The organism is Aeromonas lacus (assembly GCF_000764665.1).
Lineage (GTDB): Bacteria > Pseudomonadota > Gammaproteobacteria > Enterobacterales > Aeromonadaceae > Aeromonas > Aeromonas lacus.
On record NZ_JRGM01000147.1, the window covers coordinates 77,322 to 92,917 of the forward strand.

Sequence of the window (15,596 nt, forward strand, 5' to 3'; positions counted from 1 at the left end):
GCCCCCTGTTAGCTGACAGTCGGTTCTTCGAACAGCTGGAACTCGATCTCGCCCTGCTCCACCAATTCGCGGACCAGCTGCATGATCTCCTCTCGGGCCTGCTCGACCTTGCGCAGGGAGACGCTGCCCTGATGCTGGATCTGATCTTCCAGTGCCTGAGCCATCCGCTTCGGCATGGCACCGAGCACCACCTTGCGGAAACTGGTCTCGGTATTCTTGAGGGCCAGAGCCAGCAGCTCGCTCGGGATCTCCTGCACCAGACGCTGCAGGGTTTCGTCGCTCTGGCGACGCAACGTCATAAAGTCGAACATGTTCTTCTCGATTTCCAGCGCCATGTCACCATCGTGTTCACGCAGCAGCGAGAGCATCTGCTCCTTGTCGCCCTGATAGCGGTTGAGGATATCGGCAACCTGCCGCACGCCATTCACCTTGGCTCCGGACTGGTCAGCAACATAGGCAAGACAACGATCCAGCGTCAGCCTGAGTTCACCCAGAACATGCTCGCTGACACTGCTGAGACTGGCGACCCGCACCAGCAGATCGTCGTGCACCGAACCGGGTAGCTCATCCAGTACCGCGGAAGCGGTCTGAGGTGGCAGGAACGCCAGCAGCACCGCCTGCATCTGCGGGTGTTCATTGCGGAAGAAGCGGGCCAGCACATCGGCAGGCACCCACTGCAACCGCTGGATATCCTGACTCATCACATCACCGTAGAGGCTGTCGAGCAGGCTGCGGGAGAGACGCTGACCAAGGGCCAGGTCGAGAGTCTGTTCCAGATATTCGCGGGAGGCGCTGCCGATCCCGCTCTGTTCACGATACTGGTTGAAGAACTGCTGCAAGGTCCATCGGGCTTCCATCGAACTGACGCCGGAGAGACCCGCCATCTTGGAGATAAGGCGCTGCACTTCATCGCGGGAGAGCTTTTGCATCACCTTGGCAGCAGCCTCGGTCCCCATGCTCAACAGCAGGATGGCCGCTTTTTCAAGGTTATCGATATCGATGTCGACGGCTTTCTGGTTCAGGTTAACGTTGTTCATTGCCACTTACCCATGCTCTCACCACTTCCGCTACCCGAGCGGTATCTTTGTCAACCAGCAACTGCAGATGCTTGAGTTGTACTTCCAGCTCGGAACCCGGCTCCGGCAATGCCTCCAGATCCAGAGAAGAGAAGTGCGGCTCCCGCTCGTTGTCGGAACGGATCAGGCCATTGCTCATCGGCGGCGCCGTCAAGGCAACATCATCGTCCCGCCGCATGGAGAGACCCACGGTCGGCTCCTGTTCATCATCCAACTCGTCAGAGAGCGCCTCTTCATCCGGCGCCTGCTGGGTACGAACCAGATGCTTCACCAACGGGCGGATACCGAAGAAGACCAGCGTCAGACCAAGCAGACCACCCACCAGATAACGGAGCGAATCCTGCCAGTAAGGGGTCTCCCACCAGCTCGATTCGGGCGGAGCAATCGGCGCTGCGCCGGTGAAGTCAAACACTTGCAGGCTGATCTGATCTCCACGGCCTTCATCAAAGCCCACCGAACGCTCGACCATCTGCCGAATCTGCGCCAGCTGCTCATCATTCCAGCCACCTTTCGGGGCGCTCTGATGATTGAGCAGTATGGAGACGTTCATCTTCTCGAGCCGTCCCTGCTGATAGCGGGTGTGTACTATGGTGCGGCTGTTTTCGTACTGCTTGCTGACCTCCTGCCGCTCGGTGCGGGAGTCATTTTTCTGATTTTCCGTGGTGGTGGCCGCCGCAGTTTGATTCTGGGTCGCAGGATCACTTTTGGGCGCCGTTTCGGGAGGACGATTGGACAGAGCGCCGGGGATACCCAGTGCCAGCGCATCGATGGTTTTGTCCGATTTGCTCGACTCCTTGGTCACCACCCCTTGTGGATCCAGCTGCTGCTGGGTCTCCTCCACCGCATTGAAGTTGACATCTGCGGCGATCTGCACCCGGAAGTTGCCGGTGCCCAGCATGGGATAGAGCATGTCACTGGCACGCTGACGAATGTACTGCTCCAGCTTGCGCACATACTCCATCTGCTGCACGCTCTGCTTGCCAAAACCGGCCTTGTCGCCGAGTTCGGCACTCAGCAGCTGGCCAGCCTGATCGACAATGGTGACCGCCCCCGGTTTCATGCCAGAGATACTGCCTGCCACCAGGTTGGCAATGGCCTCGACCTGGCCGGGCTCCATGGCCTGACCGGGTTGCAGATCGAGCATGACGGATGCACTCGGTTTCTCCTCGTCACGACCGACAAAGAGGGTGCGTTTGGGAATGGCGAGATGGACGCGGGCACTGCGCACTGCATCCAGCGAAATGATGGTGCGCGCCAGTTCCCCTTCCAGCGCGTGGCGATAACGGGCCCCCTCCATAAACTCACTGGTGCCGAGGCCGGTGACATTGTCCAACCCCTCCAGACCCGCCGGCATGGCCGCTCTCACCCCTCTGGCTGCCAAGGCCATACGAACATGAGCCAGCTGATTCTCCGGCACCAGGATCTGGCCAGAGCTCTTCTCCAGCCGGAACGGCACCTGCTCCTTCTCCAACATCTCCATGATGTTGGCGGTATCGTAGAGCTCCTGCTTGCCGTACAGGGGGACGTAGTTTTTGCTGGACGTCCACAGAATGACGACGATTGTGCCGGCAACGATGGCAGCCAGCAGGGCAATGGTCAGGATCGACTTATTGTCACGGGAGAGGCTGCGCCAGTTGCGAAGGCCCTCCTGCACGCGTGTTCTGAAGGAATCCGAAGCCCCTTGCGGGGACGTTACCAGTTCAGTCATCACTTACCTCAGAGCGGCATGCGCATAATGTCGTCAAAACCGGTCATCAGCTTGTTGCGCACCTGCATCAGGGCTGAAAAGCTGAGACCCGCTTTCTGACTGGCCACCATGGCCCCGACCAGATCATCGCTCTGGCCGGCATCAACAGCCGTCATCATGGCTGAAGCCATGTTCTGCTGTTCGTTGACTCTGCCGACAACGTCGCGCATGGCGTCGCTGAATGACACATTCGAGAGATCGTTGGATTCGATGGAAGGAGCCTGAGTGGCAACTCGTTGCATCTCCTGCATCTGCTGCAGAAGCGTTGCCTGTGATGACATCATTTCAATCTTCACGCCGTTATCCCTTAGTTTTGAAGCTGCTGCTCGATATCAATGCCCTGCTCACGCATCGCCGCCAGCTTGTATCTCAGAGCCCGGGTGGTCATCCCGAGCGCTTCTGCCGTGCGGGTACGATGGCCACGGAAGCGGCGCAAGGTCTCTAGTACAAATTGAAATTCTGCGTGCCGACGCGTCTCGCTCAACCCTTCCGGGGCGGAAAGAACTTCCGCCAATCCATGTTCGGGTTCCGCGACATAGCTGGGCAGCATCAAATCGACCGCTTGAATATGCAATCCGCGAGCCATGATTAATGAACGTTGAATGACGTTATCCAGCTCCCTGACGTTGCCCGGCCACTGATAAGCCAGCAGTTGCTTGCGGGCACTCTCGCTCAGGCGATATCCCTGCTGAGGCGCATAGCGTTCGATGAAATATTCAGCCAACGGCAATATGTCATCAGGACGCTCGCGCAGTGCCGGCCAGTTCATCGGCAACACATCGAGGCGATAGAAGAGATCTTCCCTGAACTGGCCGGCAGCCACCAGATTACGCAGATCCTTGTTGCTGGCGGCGATGATCCGCACATCCAGCGCGATGGTCTGATGGCTACCGAGGCGCTCCACCTCACGCTCCTGCAAAACTCGCAACAACTTCGCCTGCAGTGACAGGGGCAACTCGGAGATTTCGTCGAGCATCAGGGTTCCGCCCTGCGCCTGCTCGAACTTGCCGGGCTGCGAACCCGTCGCACCGGTGAAGGCCCCCTTGTTGTGGCCAAACAGAATGGATTCGAGCATGGACTCGGGAATGGCGGCGCAGTTGATGGCGACAAACGGCTTGTGAGCACGGCTGGACATCTCGTGGATGTAACGCGCCAAACGCTCCTTGCCCGTTCCCGACTCACCACCGATAAGAATGGTGGCTGCCGTTTTGGCTGCCCGGCGAGCAAGCTGCAACACTTGCAGGCTCATGGTCGAGACGGCGATCAGGTCTGGAATGGCCTGCCGCAGACGCAGTGCCCCCTTCACCACATCCAGCATCTGCTGCCCCCCGAAGGGCTTGATGATGTAGTCAATGGCACCGGCTCGCATCGCTTCTGCCGCAAGATAGGCCTGACGCTCATTAACCAGGATCACGCAATCAATGCCGCTAAAATCATGCACCAATTGAGGACCTGCTTCGGTCATGAGATCCATATCGAGCAGGATTAAATCAACGGAACGACTGCCGAGAATTAATCTCGACTTGCGAATAGAGTCACAGCGGGAAACAGCATATCCCTGTGCAGCCAATATTCCTTCAATATCGTTCCCATCGACCATAGATGAGCTGATTAACAATAAATGGGGATCTTTCCCAAGACTGGCTGGTCTTGAGCTTTTTTTGATAGATACATCCGAAAGCATATGAACCCGAACCCGTGATTGTGGATAAAACAATCAACAGAACTGAAATGCCGAAATAAAAGACGCACAGGTACGCAGGCACTTCTAACGAGCACCTGCATCAAACCAGTGTTATATCAAGGCGGTAACAATGGCCTTGGCAACCCCGCTATCATGAGCATTCCTGCTTTTAGACCGGAGGCTTTGCGTCCTGACTTTTCAGTTCAGTTTGCCTTTTTCATGCGACTGCCCGTATTTGGACAAGACAGCACCAAATTAGTGGTGACTGCTGAGTGACACATGCGAATTTTTATATTTTTTATTTATCTTTGACGACCAAATGTGTCAAAAACAGTCACATCATAACGGCTTACAATTACAATTCAAGTAGATAGGCGGAATATATTCTTCCCATTTTCCTATTAACATGGCAGCCCTGTTTCAGCCTAGCGTACCAATAACCTCCACTCTCAACTCTTCCGGTATTTCATTATATGAGAGCACTTTGAGACCTTTTGCAAAAGATCGGGCATAACGCGCTATCAAGGGTCTAAGTTGTGGCATCACGACCAGTACCGGGGCATATCCTTGCTGCTGCAGCTGCTCTTTAACCAGCGGCATATTTTGCTGCAGCTGTGCCAGCAGTTGCGGATCAACCGGAAAACTGTCCAGCTGGATTTTCCCCTGCTGCTGCGACTGGTTCATAGCCGCCAGCAGGGTCTGCTCAAGACGGTCATCGAGCGTGAAGGTGGCAAGCACATCACGGCTACCGATCGCCTGTCTCACAATCTGGCGCTTCAAGGCACAACGAACATCGGAAGCAAGCAGCACGGGATCCTTGGTCAGCTCGCTGGCATCGAGCAGGGTCGTCGCCACCGTGCGTATATCCGTCAGGCTGACCTGTTCCTTTAGCAATTGCCGAAAAACTCGCAACTGCTGCATCTGGGTCAGGGCCAGATTGAGCTCTTCCGCCAGACGGGGCGACTGGGCCGCAAGATGTTGCCCCAGCTTGCCCACCTCGTCATGGCCAAAGAGGGCATCGAGTTGCTCACGCAGCAGCTTGCTGGCATGGGTCGCAATCACCGTTGCCGAATCCACCACCGAATAGCCAAGATTCAATGCCTTGGCCTTGTTTTCCGGTGAAATCCAGACTGCGCTCATGCCATATGCAGGATCCTGGGTCAGCTCGCCATCCAGCGAGCCATAGGTCTCGCCGCTGCTGATGGCCATCAGACGCTGACAATCGACATTGCCGGACGCCAGTGCCACACCGGAGAGCTTGATCCGGTACTGATCGGGCTGCAGCTGCAAATTGTCGCGAACCCGGATCTCGGGCAGCAGAAAACCGTACTGCTCCGATAGGGTTTTGCGAATACCGCGCACCCGGGCCAGCAGCTCGGCACCTTTGTCAGCTTCCGCCAGCGGGACCAACCGATAGCCCAGTTCGATGGCAACGGTATCGACCGGCGGCAGATCCTGCCACTCCAGCCCTTGTGGTTCCGGCTGGGCAATCTGGCGAGCCAGCTCCTGCGCGGCATCCAGATCCGGGGTATTGACCGCCCGTTTGCTCACGCTCCAGCCTGTCCAGGCCAGCACAGCGGCAAAGCTGAGGAAGGCCAGCATCGGCATGCCCGGCACCAGCCCCAGTACCAGCATGATGGCGGCGGCAGTGTAGATGACACGGGGAGAAGCCAGGATCTGGTCACCCACCTGATCCGCCATCTCACCTTCATCGCTGACCCGGGTCACAATGATGGCGGCAGCAGTAGACATCAGCAGCGAGGGGATCTGGGCAACCAAACCATCACCAATGGTCAGCAGGGCATAGCGCTGGAAGGCTTCGGCAACCGGCAAGGCGTGCTGGAAAATACCGATGGCAAGGCCGCCAACCAGGTTGATGATGAGTACCAGCATGCCGGCAATCGCATCACCGCGGACAAACTTGGAGGCACCATCCATCGCCCCGTAGAAATCGGCTTCACGGGCGATCTCGTCCCGTCTCGCCCGCGCCTGATGCTGATCCATGGTGCCGGCATTGAGGTCGGCATCGATGGCCATCTGCTTGCCCGGCATCGCATCCAGGGTAAAGCGGGCAGACACCTCGGAGATCCGCTCCCCACCCTTGGTGATAACCACAAAGTTGATGATCATCAGGATCACGAAGACCACCAGACCCACGACATAGTTGCCGCCGATCACCACCTCGCCAAACGCCTGAATCACCTTGCCCGCCGCTTCATGACCCTCATGACCATGCAGCAGCACCACGCGGGTCGAGGCCACGTTGAGCGACAGCCGCATCAGGGTTGCCACCAGCAACACCGTAGGGAAGACGGAGAAGTCGAGAGGGCGACGCGCCGATACGGAGACCAGCAGCACCAGTACCGCCAACACAATGTTGAAGGTAAAGAGGGCATCCAGCAGCCAGCCCGGCAGAGGCAATATCATCATGGCCAGAATGGCCAGCAGCATCATCGGGATCGCGGTATAGGATTGGGTCAATACACGCCAGTTCACAACTTACCTCTCAGGTTGACGTAATTCGGGCGGCACATGCAAAGGAGCAAGCGGGTTTGGCTTTCGCCCCTTGCCGGCCTGATACGCCCTCAACTGCAATACATGATTCAAGACATAAGCCACCGCGGTATAGAGACCCGCCGGCACTTCCTGATCTATCCGGGTGGAGTAGTAGATGGCACGGGTCAGCTCCGGCAGACTCATCACCATCTTGTCGTGCTGTTTGGCCACCTGACGGATCCGCTCAGCCATGCCATCAACCCCCTTGGCAATCACGAACGGGGCATTGGCACGCTGGGGATCATATTTGATGGCCACTGCGTAATGGGTCGGGTTGACGATGATCACATCCGCCTGCGGTACACGCTGCTCGATACGGGCTCGAGCCAGCATGGTCTGCACCTGACGGATCCGCGCCTTGATTTCCGGACGACCCTCGCTGTTCTTGTGCTCATCCTTGACCTCCTGCTTGGTCATCCGCAACTGCTTGTTCAGCGACCAGCGCTGATAGGGCACATCCAGCACGGCGATCAACATCTGCACGCCACCAAGCAAGATAAATGCCTGGGAGAGGATCCGCAGCGCCTGCTCCATGGCGGCCTGGGGTGGCATACGGTTCATCATCAGCAACGTGGGCCACTGATGCTGGAGCAGCAGCGCCAGCGTAGAGCCAATCAGCAGAATTTTCAGTACCGACTTCAGCAGCTCCATCAGGCTGTGGCTCGAGAACATCCGCTTGAGGCCCTTGAGCGGATTCAGCTTCTCGGCACTGGGGAAGAGCTTCTTCCAGGTCAGTACCATGCCCCCCGGCAACGAGCTGAGCAGAACCAGCATCAGAGCCAGAAAAGCAAACAGCGGCAACAGCACCCACAACATGTTGAGCAAGGCTTCCGCCGTCCAGTGCACCATCATTTGCGGATCCCTGGCTCCTTGCCAGTCGAACCGTTGTGGCCGTTTCATCAGCTCGGCGAAGAAGCGGCCAAAGCTGGGCACCATCCACTGCATGGCAAAGCCGCCGAGCAGCAATAGTCCCGCCGAACTGAGCTCCTTGGAGCGCGCGATCTGACCCTCTTCCCGTGCCTTGCGCAGTTTCTGGGAAGAGGCCTCTTCGGTTTTATCCTGGGCGCTGTTCTGGCTCATGAGGGGGTCAGGGCTCGCAGTTGTTCCAGCACGTGAGTCACCAGCTCAAGGTAACGGGAAGGGACACCGCTGATTGAGATAGCCATGGTAAGCAGCCCGAGCAGCAGCGTCATGGGGAAACCAAGCGAGAAGATGTTCAGCGAAGGGGCCGAGCGATTCATGACGCCAAAGGTCAGGTTGACCATCAACATGGCAACCACGGCAGGCAGAGTCAGGATCAGTGCAGCGCCGATACACCAGCCGAACAGACCGACCACCCCTTTCATGTCGAGCAGGTCGAGGGAAGAGCCGGGTGGCCAGCTGCGCAAGCTCTGCACCAGCACATCGAGCGTCACCAGATGGCCATTCAGACCAAGAAACAGCAGTGAACAGAAGACCAGCATCAACTGGCTGACGATGGGCGCGGTGTCACCATTGCTGGGGTCATTCATCACCGCCATCGCCAAACCCATCTGCATGGAGAGGATCTGGCCGGCCATGGTCATGATCATGAACAGCATCTGGACGCAAAGCCCGAACAGCAGTCCGAACAGCAGCTGCTCTACAGCCAATACCAGAGCACCGGTGCTGAAAGGGTCAACGACAGGCATCCCCTCAAGCATGGGGGCAATCAGCAGGCTGACGATCAGCGCCAACAGCAGACGAACTTGCGGCGGCACCCGACCGTCACCGAATACCGGCATGACCCAGAAGGCGGTGCCAATCCGCAAGAATGGCCACCACCACTGCCCCAGCCAGGCCGTCAGATCGGCAGCGCTGAGGGACAAGAGGGAGTTCATCCGATGAGTCCGGGTATCTTCAAAAACAGGTCGTGGAACAGGGTTGTGATCTGCGATAGCAGCCAGTTTCCGGTGAAGATAAGTGTCATCAGGGTCACCAGAAAACGGGGTAAAAAGCTGAGGGTCTGCTCCTGGATCTGGGTCGCAGCCTGAAACACACTGACGACCAAACCCACAATCAGCCCCGGCACGACCAGCACGGAGACCATCACCACGACAAGATTGACGGCACCGCCAACCAGCGCCACGCTCTGCTCCGGCGTCATGTCAGCCTCCTCCGCCAAAACTGGCTGCAAGGGTACCGACCGTCATCGACCAGCCATCAACCAGCACAAATACCATCAGCTTGAATGGCAAGGAGATGATCAGCGGCGAGAGCATCATCATCCCCATCGCCATCAGCACGCTGGCCACCACCAGATCGATCACCAGAAACGGAATAAACAGCATAAAGCCGATCTGAAATGCGGTATTCAACTCACTCAATACAAACGCGGGCAACAACACGCCGAAAGGAACATCCTTCTTGGCCACCGTTGTTGGTTCACCGGAGATGCGCAGCATCTGTTCCAGATCCGGCTCGCGGGTCTGCGCCAGCATAAAGGTGCGCAGCGGTTTCTCTGCGCGAGCAACCCCTTCCGACAGGGTGATCTCATCCCTGTCAAACGGGACAAAGGCATTCTGGTATATGTCGGTCCAGACCGGACGCATGATAACCAGAGTCAGGATCAGGCTGATTCCGATCAGCACCCGGTTGGGGGGACTCTGCTGCAAACCGAGCGCCTGTCGCAAGATGGCCAGCACTATGATGATCCGGGTAAAACTGGTCATCATCAGCAGCAGGGTCGGCAATAACCCCAGCACGGTCATGAAGAAGAGGATCTGCAACTTGATGTTGTAATCCTCGCCACCTGCTGCCCCCGGAGCTACCGAGAACAGAGTCATATCAGCCCCCCAGCCAGGCAGGGAGAAGAGCAGCAGGGTCAGCAGCAGGTAACGCATCAGTCGTCCATGCCACCCAGCAGTTTGGCATCGATAACGTCAACCAGACGCAAGCCATACTTGCCGTTGACGACGACCACTTCTCCCTTGGCAAGCAGACGGCCATTGACCCGTACATCCAGCGGCTCCCCCGCCAGTTTGTCCAGCTCAATCACGGCACCCTCTTCTACCCGCATCAGGTCGCCCAGAGGCACTTCGGTACTGGCCACCTCAAGGGTCACCTTGACCGGGATCTGGCGGAAGAAAGAGAGATCCCTCTGCTTGCTGCTACTGGTCGGCGCCATGTAGTCGGCTGCGCTGGGCATGCTGATATCATCACCAAACAGTTGATCCAGTCCATCCAGATCCAGCGGGTCATTCATATTGTGCTCGCTCATGATTCGATTTACTCCTCTACCACGGTCGCAACCTGGTAGACCAGACTGCCTTTATGTTCTGCTATGCGCCCATTGAAGCAGGGGCGGTTACCAATCAGGGCGGGCACCATCTCCGGCAGATCCAGCGACAGCACATCTCCCACCCTGAGGCACTCCAGATCGGCCAGCGTCATCGACAACTGCCCCATGACCACCCGCAGCCGCACCGGAACATGGCTCAATACCTGTTCCAGTTCTCCCTCGGGCAGGACGGTTCCTTCCTGAGAGTCGGACTCTTCGGACGGAAGCAGCCACATCTGCCACTGGTGGGTGCAATTGCCGGCTTGCAGGGTGGCACGGGTAGTCCACAGCTGACGGGTCGGCATGGCATCCTGCGGGATGATATTGATCTGCCACTCAAGATCTCCCAGCCCGAGGCAGGAGCACCAGATATCGACCTGATAGTGACAGAGTCGTTGCAGCAGGCGCTGTTCGGTATCGGTCACCCCTTTACCGGCAGGAAGTGCCTCCTCTTTCTGATGCAGCGTGCCACCAAAAAAGAGAACAGCAAGACGGTAGATCACCAGAGGAGAGATAGAAAAATAGACCACGCGCTGGGGATCAAGCCGGGATGTGGCTTCGACCCAGAGCTGTGGCTCGGCAACATCGGCGACGCTGGAGGCGGCGAACTCGCCATAGGCCAGCTCGCAATCAGCACTGTTGAAAAGTTGGGCCATGCAGCCGGCGACCTGCAGAGAAAAGGTGCTCAACTGGGCATTAACCTGCTTGAGACGAGTCCGGTTTACCCGATCGATACCCAGCAGATCATAACGAGGAAGGGCTTTGCCTTGCTCGGCTCCGAGCAGGCGGGAAGGTGTGTGCACTGCACCGCTTGATGACATTAAAAATCCACCCTGACCATTTCATCTTCCCTTGCCGTCAGCCCCTTCGGTGAGGGACGCAGCATGATAGATACAACTCATCCAACCGGGTCATAGCGACCAAAAAGAGGCCAAACTTTATTACAAATTCAAAAATGCTGCCACGCGCCACATCATGTTGTGACATGTAAAAAATCCCGGTGCCGCTAAGCACCGGGATTTATCGTGACGAGTCACGCAGAATTGGGTCGGAGTCGGCCTGTAAGCCGGGTTCTGTACCGGGTTGCCCCGGGTAGCAATCATTCCTCTAGGCCAGCAATCGCTCGCTGGCTCAAGCAACCTACCCGCCCCCAACGCGGGCCGCGCCAATAGGGGCCTATTTGGTCTTGCTTCGGGTGGAGTTTACCGTGCCACGAACTGTTGCCAGTCGCGCGGTGCGCTCTTACCGCACCCTTTCACCCTTACCTGATCCCTTGCGGGCCATCGGCGGTCTGCTCTCTGTTGCACTGGTCGTAGGCTTGCGCCCCCCAGGCGTTACCTGGCACCCTGCCCTGTGAAGCCCGGACTTTCCTCCCCTCCGCCCGTCTGTCCCGAGGGACACAACGACGAAGCAGCGATTGCCCAGCCAACTCCGAGGCGCGGATTATAGCCTCGTGATGCGGGCGGGGTAAACCGGCAATTCCCGTTTACGGCAATTAATAGTGCTCGAGACCGTACTTGTAGAGGGCATTCTTCTTCACGCCGTGGATCTCGGCGGTCAGTGCCGCCGCTTTTTTGAGCGGCAGCTCGGCAACCAGCAGACCCAGGGTACGGATCGCCTCGGCCGGCAGCTCCTCTTCCTCTTTACTGGCTCCGGCAACCACCAGCACGATCTCGCCACGGCAGCGGTTTTCATCTTCGCCAAGCCAGGTCAGCATCTCGGAGGCGGGCAAGCCGTGGATGGATTCGAACGTTTTGGTCAGTTCACGACACACAACCACCTGGCGCTCGCCCAGGATGCGAGCAATCGCTTCCACCGTATCCTGTACCCGGCGCGGGGATTCGTAGAACACCAGCGAACGGGTATCTTCGATGACAGCTTGCAGGCGATCGTCACGCCCTTTGCTCTTGGCCGGCAGGAAACCTTCGAAAGCAAACCGGTCGGTGGGCAGACCAGCAGCGCTGAGCGCCGTGATGGCGGCGCAGGGGCCTGGCAGTGGCACCACCTTGACCCCGGCTTCGCGACAGCGGGTGACCAGATGATAACCGGGGTCGCTGATGAGCGGGGTACCCGCATCGGAGACCAGAGCGACACTCTTGCCCTCTTTGATCCGGCCGATCAGCACATCGGCTTTCTGCTGCTCGTTGTGATCGTGCAGCGCGAAGGTCGGCACCGAGATTTGATAGTGGCTGAGCAGAATGCCGGTGTGGCGGGTATCTTCGGCGGCGACCAGGTCGACACTGCGCAGAGTATCCAGCGCACGCTGGGTAATGTCAGCCAGATTGCCGATCGGAGTGGGCACTATATACAGGGTTGGGATGTCACTCATGGGATCTCCGAGTGCCCCGACAATTGTGTCGCCATATTGCCCCGTTTACACTATGGGGAATTTCAACACTGGTCGGGGAATGAACTTGAACCGGGTTACAAAGCAGCTAAGTGTATCACGACTCTTCGGCATCCTACTCGCGGCAATCCTGCTGGCCGCCTGTGCGTCGGAGCCCAATCAACCTTCGGGGCAGTCTGGCATGCCGTCAGCCTTCTCGGATTTGACCAAGAATGCCCAGTGGTATCTGGAGCAGGTCGATCCCGCCAAACCGGCTGAAGCCTTTACCTGGCAGATGCTGGCAGCGCGCAGCTATCTGGCGCTCGGTCAGGCCAAACCGGCCTCGGCACTGTTCCAACAGTTGCAGAAACAGGCCAAAGAGCCAGCCCAGAAGGCGCAGTTGCAGTTGCTGCAAGCCCACCTGCTGCTGGCACAAGGCCATGCCAATCAGGCGCTGATCCTGCTGGAAGGCAAGCCTGAGGTTGCGCTGGATGCCGATACCCAGAAGGATTGGTATCGTCAGCGTGTGGTACTGCAGCTCGACATCAACAACAAGTTTGGTGCCGCCAAGTCCCTGATTGCGCTGGAGCCCTACCTCAACCAGAGCGAGCAGGCCACCAACCATCAGCAGATCTGGTCGCTACTCAAGAGCATGACCCCTTCCACCCTGCAGGCGCTGGAAGAGGCACCAGCCCCTGACGTGACCACCGGCTGGCTGCGTCTGGCGGCACTGGTCAACGAGTTCGGTGCCCAGCCCAACCTGCTGGCCCGCCAGCTGGCAGGCTGGAAGCGCGACTTCCCCAACCATCCGGCCCAGAAAGACATGCCGGCGGGTCTTGGCGATCTGACTGCCACTGCTGCCAGCACCTCGGTGCAGCAGATTGCGGTGCTGCTCCCCCTCTCCGGTAATCTGGAGCCGCAGGGCGCCGCCATCCGCAACGGTATGCTGATGTCCTACAAGGAGAATCAGGGTCAATTTACCCTGAACTTCTACGACACCCAGAGCAAACCGACCATCGACCTCTACAAGCAGGCGATTCAGGAAGGGGCGGACATGATCATCGGCCCGCTGCTCAAAGACCGGGTCGAGGAGCTGCTCAAGGCCAACCCGACTGTGCCAGTTCTCGCGCTCAACGAGCTGGACAAGCCGATCGTCAACGACAGCACCTACTACTTCTCCCTCTCTGCCGCCGCAGATGCCGCGCAGGCTGCGCAGTACCTCTATACCCAGGGCTATCGCAAGCCGCTGCTGATCGCCGCCCAGGGGCGGATCGGCTACAGCAGCATCAAGGCCTTTGAACAGGCCTGGGCAACCGTGAGCCAGGATAAGCCGGTAGTAGCCACCTTCGGCGGTCGCAACGAAGTGCAAGGTATGGTTAAAAACGCCCTGAGCGGCCGCTCTACTGCCCGTGCCGGTCAGGTTGTCCAGCTTTCCGACGCCGCACCGCGCAGCATTGATGTGGTCTACATCGTGGCCAACCCGCTGGAAACCCGGATGATCAAGCCCTACGTGGATGTCTCCGTCAATCCGATGGGCAGTCTGCCAATCTTCACCGGCCCGCGCGGCTATGACAGCGCGGCAACCGAAGTGACCTCCGAACTCAACGGCATGCGTATCGCCGATATGCCGCTGCTGCTCGGTGGTTATGAGAAGCAGCGCGAGCAAATTGCCCTGCTGTGGCCACAGACCCAGGGCGACCTGCTGCGCCTGTTTGCCATGGGCTATGACGCCGTTGCACTGGCGGAAAATCTGCAACAGATGCGCAAGGTGGGCGGCATGCAGCAGTCCGGCATGAGTGGTCAGCTGAGCGTCGATGCCCAGGGCAATATCGTGCGGATGCTGAGCTGGGCCACCTACCAGAACGGCAAGCTGGTCGACGAGAATGCAGTACAGCAGCTGGAGGAGCAAGCCAATGAAGGAGCTGTTAGCACGGATGCGCCAGCAATTGCAGAACCTGTTCCCGCTCCCGTCGAGCAAGGGACAGCACTTTGAGCTAGTGGCTGAACGCTGGCTGCAGGCCCAGGGTCTGCAGCCGGTGACCCGCAACTACCGCTGCCGGGGCGGCGAAATCGATCTCATCATGCACCAGGGCCAGACCCTGGTGTTTGTTGAGGTGAGGTACCGGGCCTCTGCCAGCCATGGCGGGGCCGCCAGTTCGGTTACCCGGGCAAAACAGCGCAAGATCATGCTGGCAGCGCGCCACTATTTGAAGCAACATGCCATCAACGAGGCCAGCCAGGCCTGCCGATTCGATGTGATCGCGTTCGAGGGGGACCAGCCAGACTGGATCCGGAACGCATTTTAAGAGGACCCTATGACAGACCGCATCAAAGAGAACTACACCGAAAGCATCCAGACCAAGATCGCAGCCGCCGAGGCGCTGCCGGATGCCATCCATACTGCAGCCCAGATGATCACCATCTGCCTGCTCAATGGCCACAAGGTGCTGGCATGCGGTAACGGTCCTTCTGCCGCACTGGCGCAACTGTTCATCTCCGAGCTGGTCAACTGCTACGAGACCCAGCGCCCCTCCCTGCCCGGCATGGCGCTGACCCCCGACATGGCGACCATCAGCGCCATCGCCACCGATCACGGCTTCGAAGAGGTCTACGCCAAGCAGATCCGGGCGCTGGGTCAGCCGGGTGACATTCTGGTGGTGATCACCACCTCGGGTCACAGCCGCAGCCTGATCAAGGCGGCGGAAGCTGCGCTCTCCCGCGACATGACCATAGTGGTACTCAGTGGTGGTGACGGTGGCGAGATGGCCGGTCTGCTGGGCCCGAACGATGTGGAGATCCGCGTGCCATCCGCCCGTCGGCCCCGCATTCTGGAAGTGAACCTGTTGACCCTGCACTGCCTGTGTGATCTCATCGACCAGACTCTTTTCCCGCAACAGGAAGATTGAAAC

At 58.5% G+C, this 15,596-nt stretch carries 15 protein-coding genes, 1 other RNA gene and 1 riboswitch; of the genes, 3 read left to right on the plus strand and 13 right to left on the minus strand.

The features are described from left to right. Positions 1-8 precede the first annotated feature (8 nt). The 13 genes from fliGL to rsmI form a co-directional block, all read right to left on the minus strand. A complete protein-coding gene (gene fliGL / locus LG31_RS0115970; RefSeq protein WP_033115424.1) occupies positions 9-1,037 on the minus strand; it encodes a lateral flagellar motor switch protein FliGL in 1,029 nt (342 codons plus the stop codon). Next, the gene (gene fliFL / locus LG31_RS0115975; protein WP_084059658.1) at positions 1,024-2,775 is read right to left on the minus strand and encodes a lateral flagellar M-ring protein FliFL; all 1,752 of its coding nucleotides are present in this window, start codon (positions 2,773-2,775) and stop codon (positions 1,024-1,026) included. Before fliFL ends, fliGL begins: the two co-directional genes overlap by 14 nt. 17 nt (positions 2,776-2,792) lie before the next feature. Beyond that, a complete protein-coding gene (gene lfiE / locus LG31_RS0115980) occupies positions 2,793-3,119 on the minus strand; it encodes a lateral flagellar hook-basal body complex protein LfiE (RefSeq protein ID WP_082035417.1) in 327 nt (108 codons plus the stop codon). An 11-nt stretch (positions 3,120-3,130) separates the two neighbouring features. Continuing rightward, complete coding sequence (gene lafK / locus LG31_RS0115985) at positions 3,131-4,393, minus strand: lateral flagellar response regulator transcription factor LafK (RefSeq protein ID WP_274518923.1); 1,263 nt, start codon at positions 4,391-4,393, stop codon at positions 3,131-3,133. Positions 4,394-4,642: 249 nt separating this feature from the next. After that, a riboswitch (cyclic di-GMP riboswitch) is annotated at positions 4,643-4,730 on the minus strand. Positions 4,731-4,927: 197 nt separating this feature from the next. Continuing rightward, a complete protein-coding gene (gene lfhA / locus LG31_RS0115990) occupies positions 4,928-7,003 on the minus strand; it encodes a lateral flagellar biosynthesis protein LfhA (RefSeq protein WP_033115427.1) in 2,076 nt (691 codons plus the stop codon). Positions 7,004-7,006: 3 nt separating this feature from the next. Further along, a complete protein-coding gene (gene flhB, locus LG31_RS0115995; protein WP_033115428.1) occupies positions 7,007-8,143 on the minus strand; it encodes a flagellar biosynthesis protein FlhB in 1,137 nt (378 codons plus the stop codon). Continuing rightward, positions 8,140-8,922, minus strand: coding sequence for a lateral flagellar biosynthetic protein LfiR (lfiR, locus tag LG31_RS0116000; RefSeq protein ID WP_033115429.1), 783 nt, complete (start codon positions 8,920-8,922; stop codon positions 8,140-8,142). Before lfiR ends, flhB begins: the two co-directional genes overlap by 4 nt. Then, on the minus strand, positions 8,919-9,188 hold the full coding sequence (gene lfiQ / locus LG31_RS0116005; RefSeq protein ID WP_033115430.1) for a lateral flagellar biosynthetic protein LfiQ: 270 nt from the start codon (positions 9,186-9,188) through the stop codon (positions 8,919-8,921). Before lfiQ ends, lfiR begins: the two co-directional genes overlap by 4 nt. A gap of 1 nt (position 9,189) precedes the next feature. Beyond that, positions 9,190-9,924 carry a flagellar type III secretion system pore protein FliP gene (gene fliP, locus LG31_RS0116010; protein WP_033115431.1) on the minus strand — a complete coding sequence of 245 codons (735 nt, stop codon included), beginning with the start codon at positions 9,922-9,924 and terminating at the stop codon, positions 9,190-9,192. Then, positions 9,924-10,301, minus strand: coding sequence for a lateral flagellar motor switch protein LfiN (gene lfiN / locus LG31_RS0116015; protein WP_033115432.1), 378 nt, complete (start codon positions 10,299-10,301; stop codon positions 9,924-9,926). The genes fliP and lfiN overlap by 1 nt, the downstream gene beginning before the upstream one ends. A gap of 8 nt (positions 10,302-10,309) precedes the next feature. Continuing rightward, positions 10,310-11,182 (minus strand): lateral flagellar motor switch protein LfiM, encoded by an 873-nt coding sequence (gene lfiM / locus LG31_RS0116020; protein WP_167334759.1) that lies wholly within the window; start codon positions 11,180-11,182, stop codon positions 10,310-10,312. Positions 11,183-11,407: 225 nt separating this feature from the next. Next, positions 11,408-11,794: RNase P RNA component class A (rnpB, locus tag LG31_RS20170), an RNA gene on the minus strand. A gap of 62 nt (positions 11,795-11,856) precedes the next feature. Further along, on the minus strand, positions 11,857-12,690 hold the full coding sequence (gene rsmI, locus LG31_RS0116025) for a 16S rRNA (cytidine(1402)-2'-O)-methyltransferase (protein WP_033115433.1): 834 nt from the start codon (positions 12,688-12,690) through the stop codon (positions 11,857-11,859). Between the two features lie 199 nt (positions 12,691-12,889). Here rsmI and LG31_RS0116030 point away from each other — a divergent pair, with 199 nt between their 5' ends. The 3 genes from LG31_RS0116030 to LG31_RS0116040 are packed head-to-tail and all read left to right on the plus strand — an operon-like array spanning position 12,890 to position 15,593. After that, positions 12,890-14,680, plus strand: a complete 1,791-nt coding sequence (locus LG31_RS0116030) for a penicillin-binding protein activator (RefSeq protein WP_033115434.1) — start codon at positions 12,890-12,892, stop codon at positions 14,678-14,680. Then, complete coding sequence (locus LG31_RS0116035) at positions 14,622-14,993, plus strand: YraN family protein (protein WP_033115435.1); 372 nt, start codon at positions 14,622-14,624, stop codon at positions 14,991-14,993. Before LG31_RS0116030 ends, LG31_RS0116035 begins: the two co-directional genes overlap by 59 nt. 9 nt (positions 14,994-15,002) lie before the next feature. Then, positions 15,003-15,593, plus strand: a complete 591-nt coding sequence (locus LG31_RS0116040) for a D-sedoheptulose-7-phosphate isomerase (RefSeq protein ID WP_005336275.1) — start codon at positions 15,003-15,005, stop codon at positions 15,591-15,593. Positions 15,594-15,596: the final 3 nt, after the last annotated feature.

Coding starts and splice junctions, on each gene's coding strand:
- fliGL (WP_033115424.1), bottom strand. CDS start 1,037: ATGAACAACGTTAACCTGAACCAGAAAGCCGTCGACATCGATATCGAT.
- flhB (WP_033115428.1), bottom strand. CDS start 8,143: ATGAGCCAGAACAGCGCCCAGGATAAAACCGAAGAGGCCTCTTCCCAG.
- lfiR (WP_033115429.1), bottom strand. CDS start 8,922: ATGAACTCCCTCTTGTCCCTCAGCGCTGCCGATCTGACGGCCTGGCTG.
- lfiQ (WP_033115430.1), bottom strand. CDS start 9,188: ATGACGCCGGAGCAGAGCGTGGCGCTGGTTGGCGGTGCCGTCAATCTT.
- fliP (WP_033115431.1), bottom strand. CDS start 9,924: ATGCGTTACCTGCTGCTGACCCTGCTGCTCTTCTCCCTGCCTGGCTGG.
- lfiN (WP_033115432.1), bottom strand. CDS start 10,301: ATGAGCGAGCACAATATGAATGACCCGCTGGATCTGGATGGACTGGAT.
- lfiM (WP_167334759.1), bottom strand. CDS start 11,182: ATGTCATCAAGCGGTGCAGTGCACACACCTTCCCGCCTGCTCGGAGCC.
- rsmI (WP_033115433.1), bottom strand. CDS start 12,690: ATGAGTGACATCCCAACCCTGTATATAGTGCCCACTCCGATCGGCAAT.
- LG31_RS0116030 (WP_033115434.1), top strand. CDS start 12,890: ATGCCGTCAGCCTTCTCGGATTTGACCAAGAATGCCCAGTGGTATCTG.
- LG31_RS0116035 (WP_033115435.1), top strand. CDS start 14,622: ATGCGCCAGCAATTGCAGAACCTGTTCCCGCTCCCGTCGAGCAAGGGA.
- LG31_RS0116040 (WP_005336275.1), top strand. CDS start 15,003: ATGACAGACCGCATCAAAGAGAACTACACCGAAAGCATCCAGACCAAG.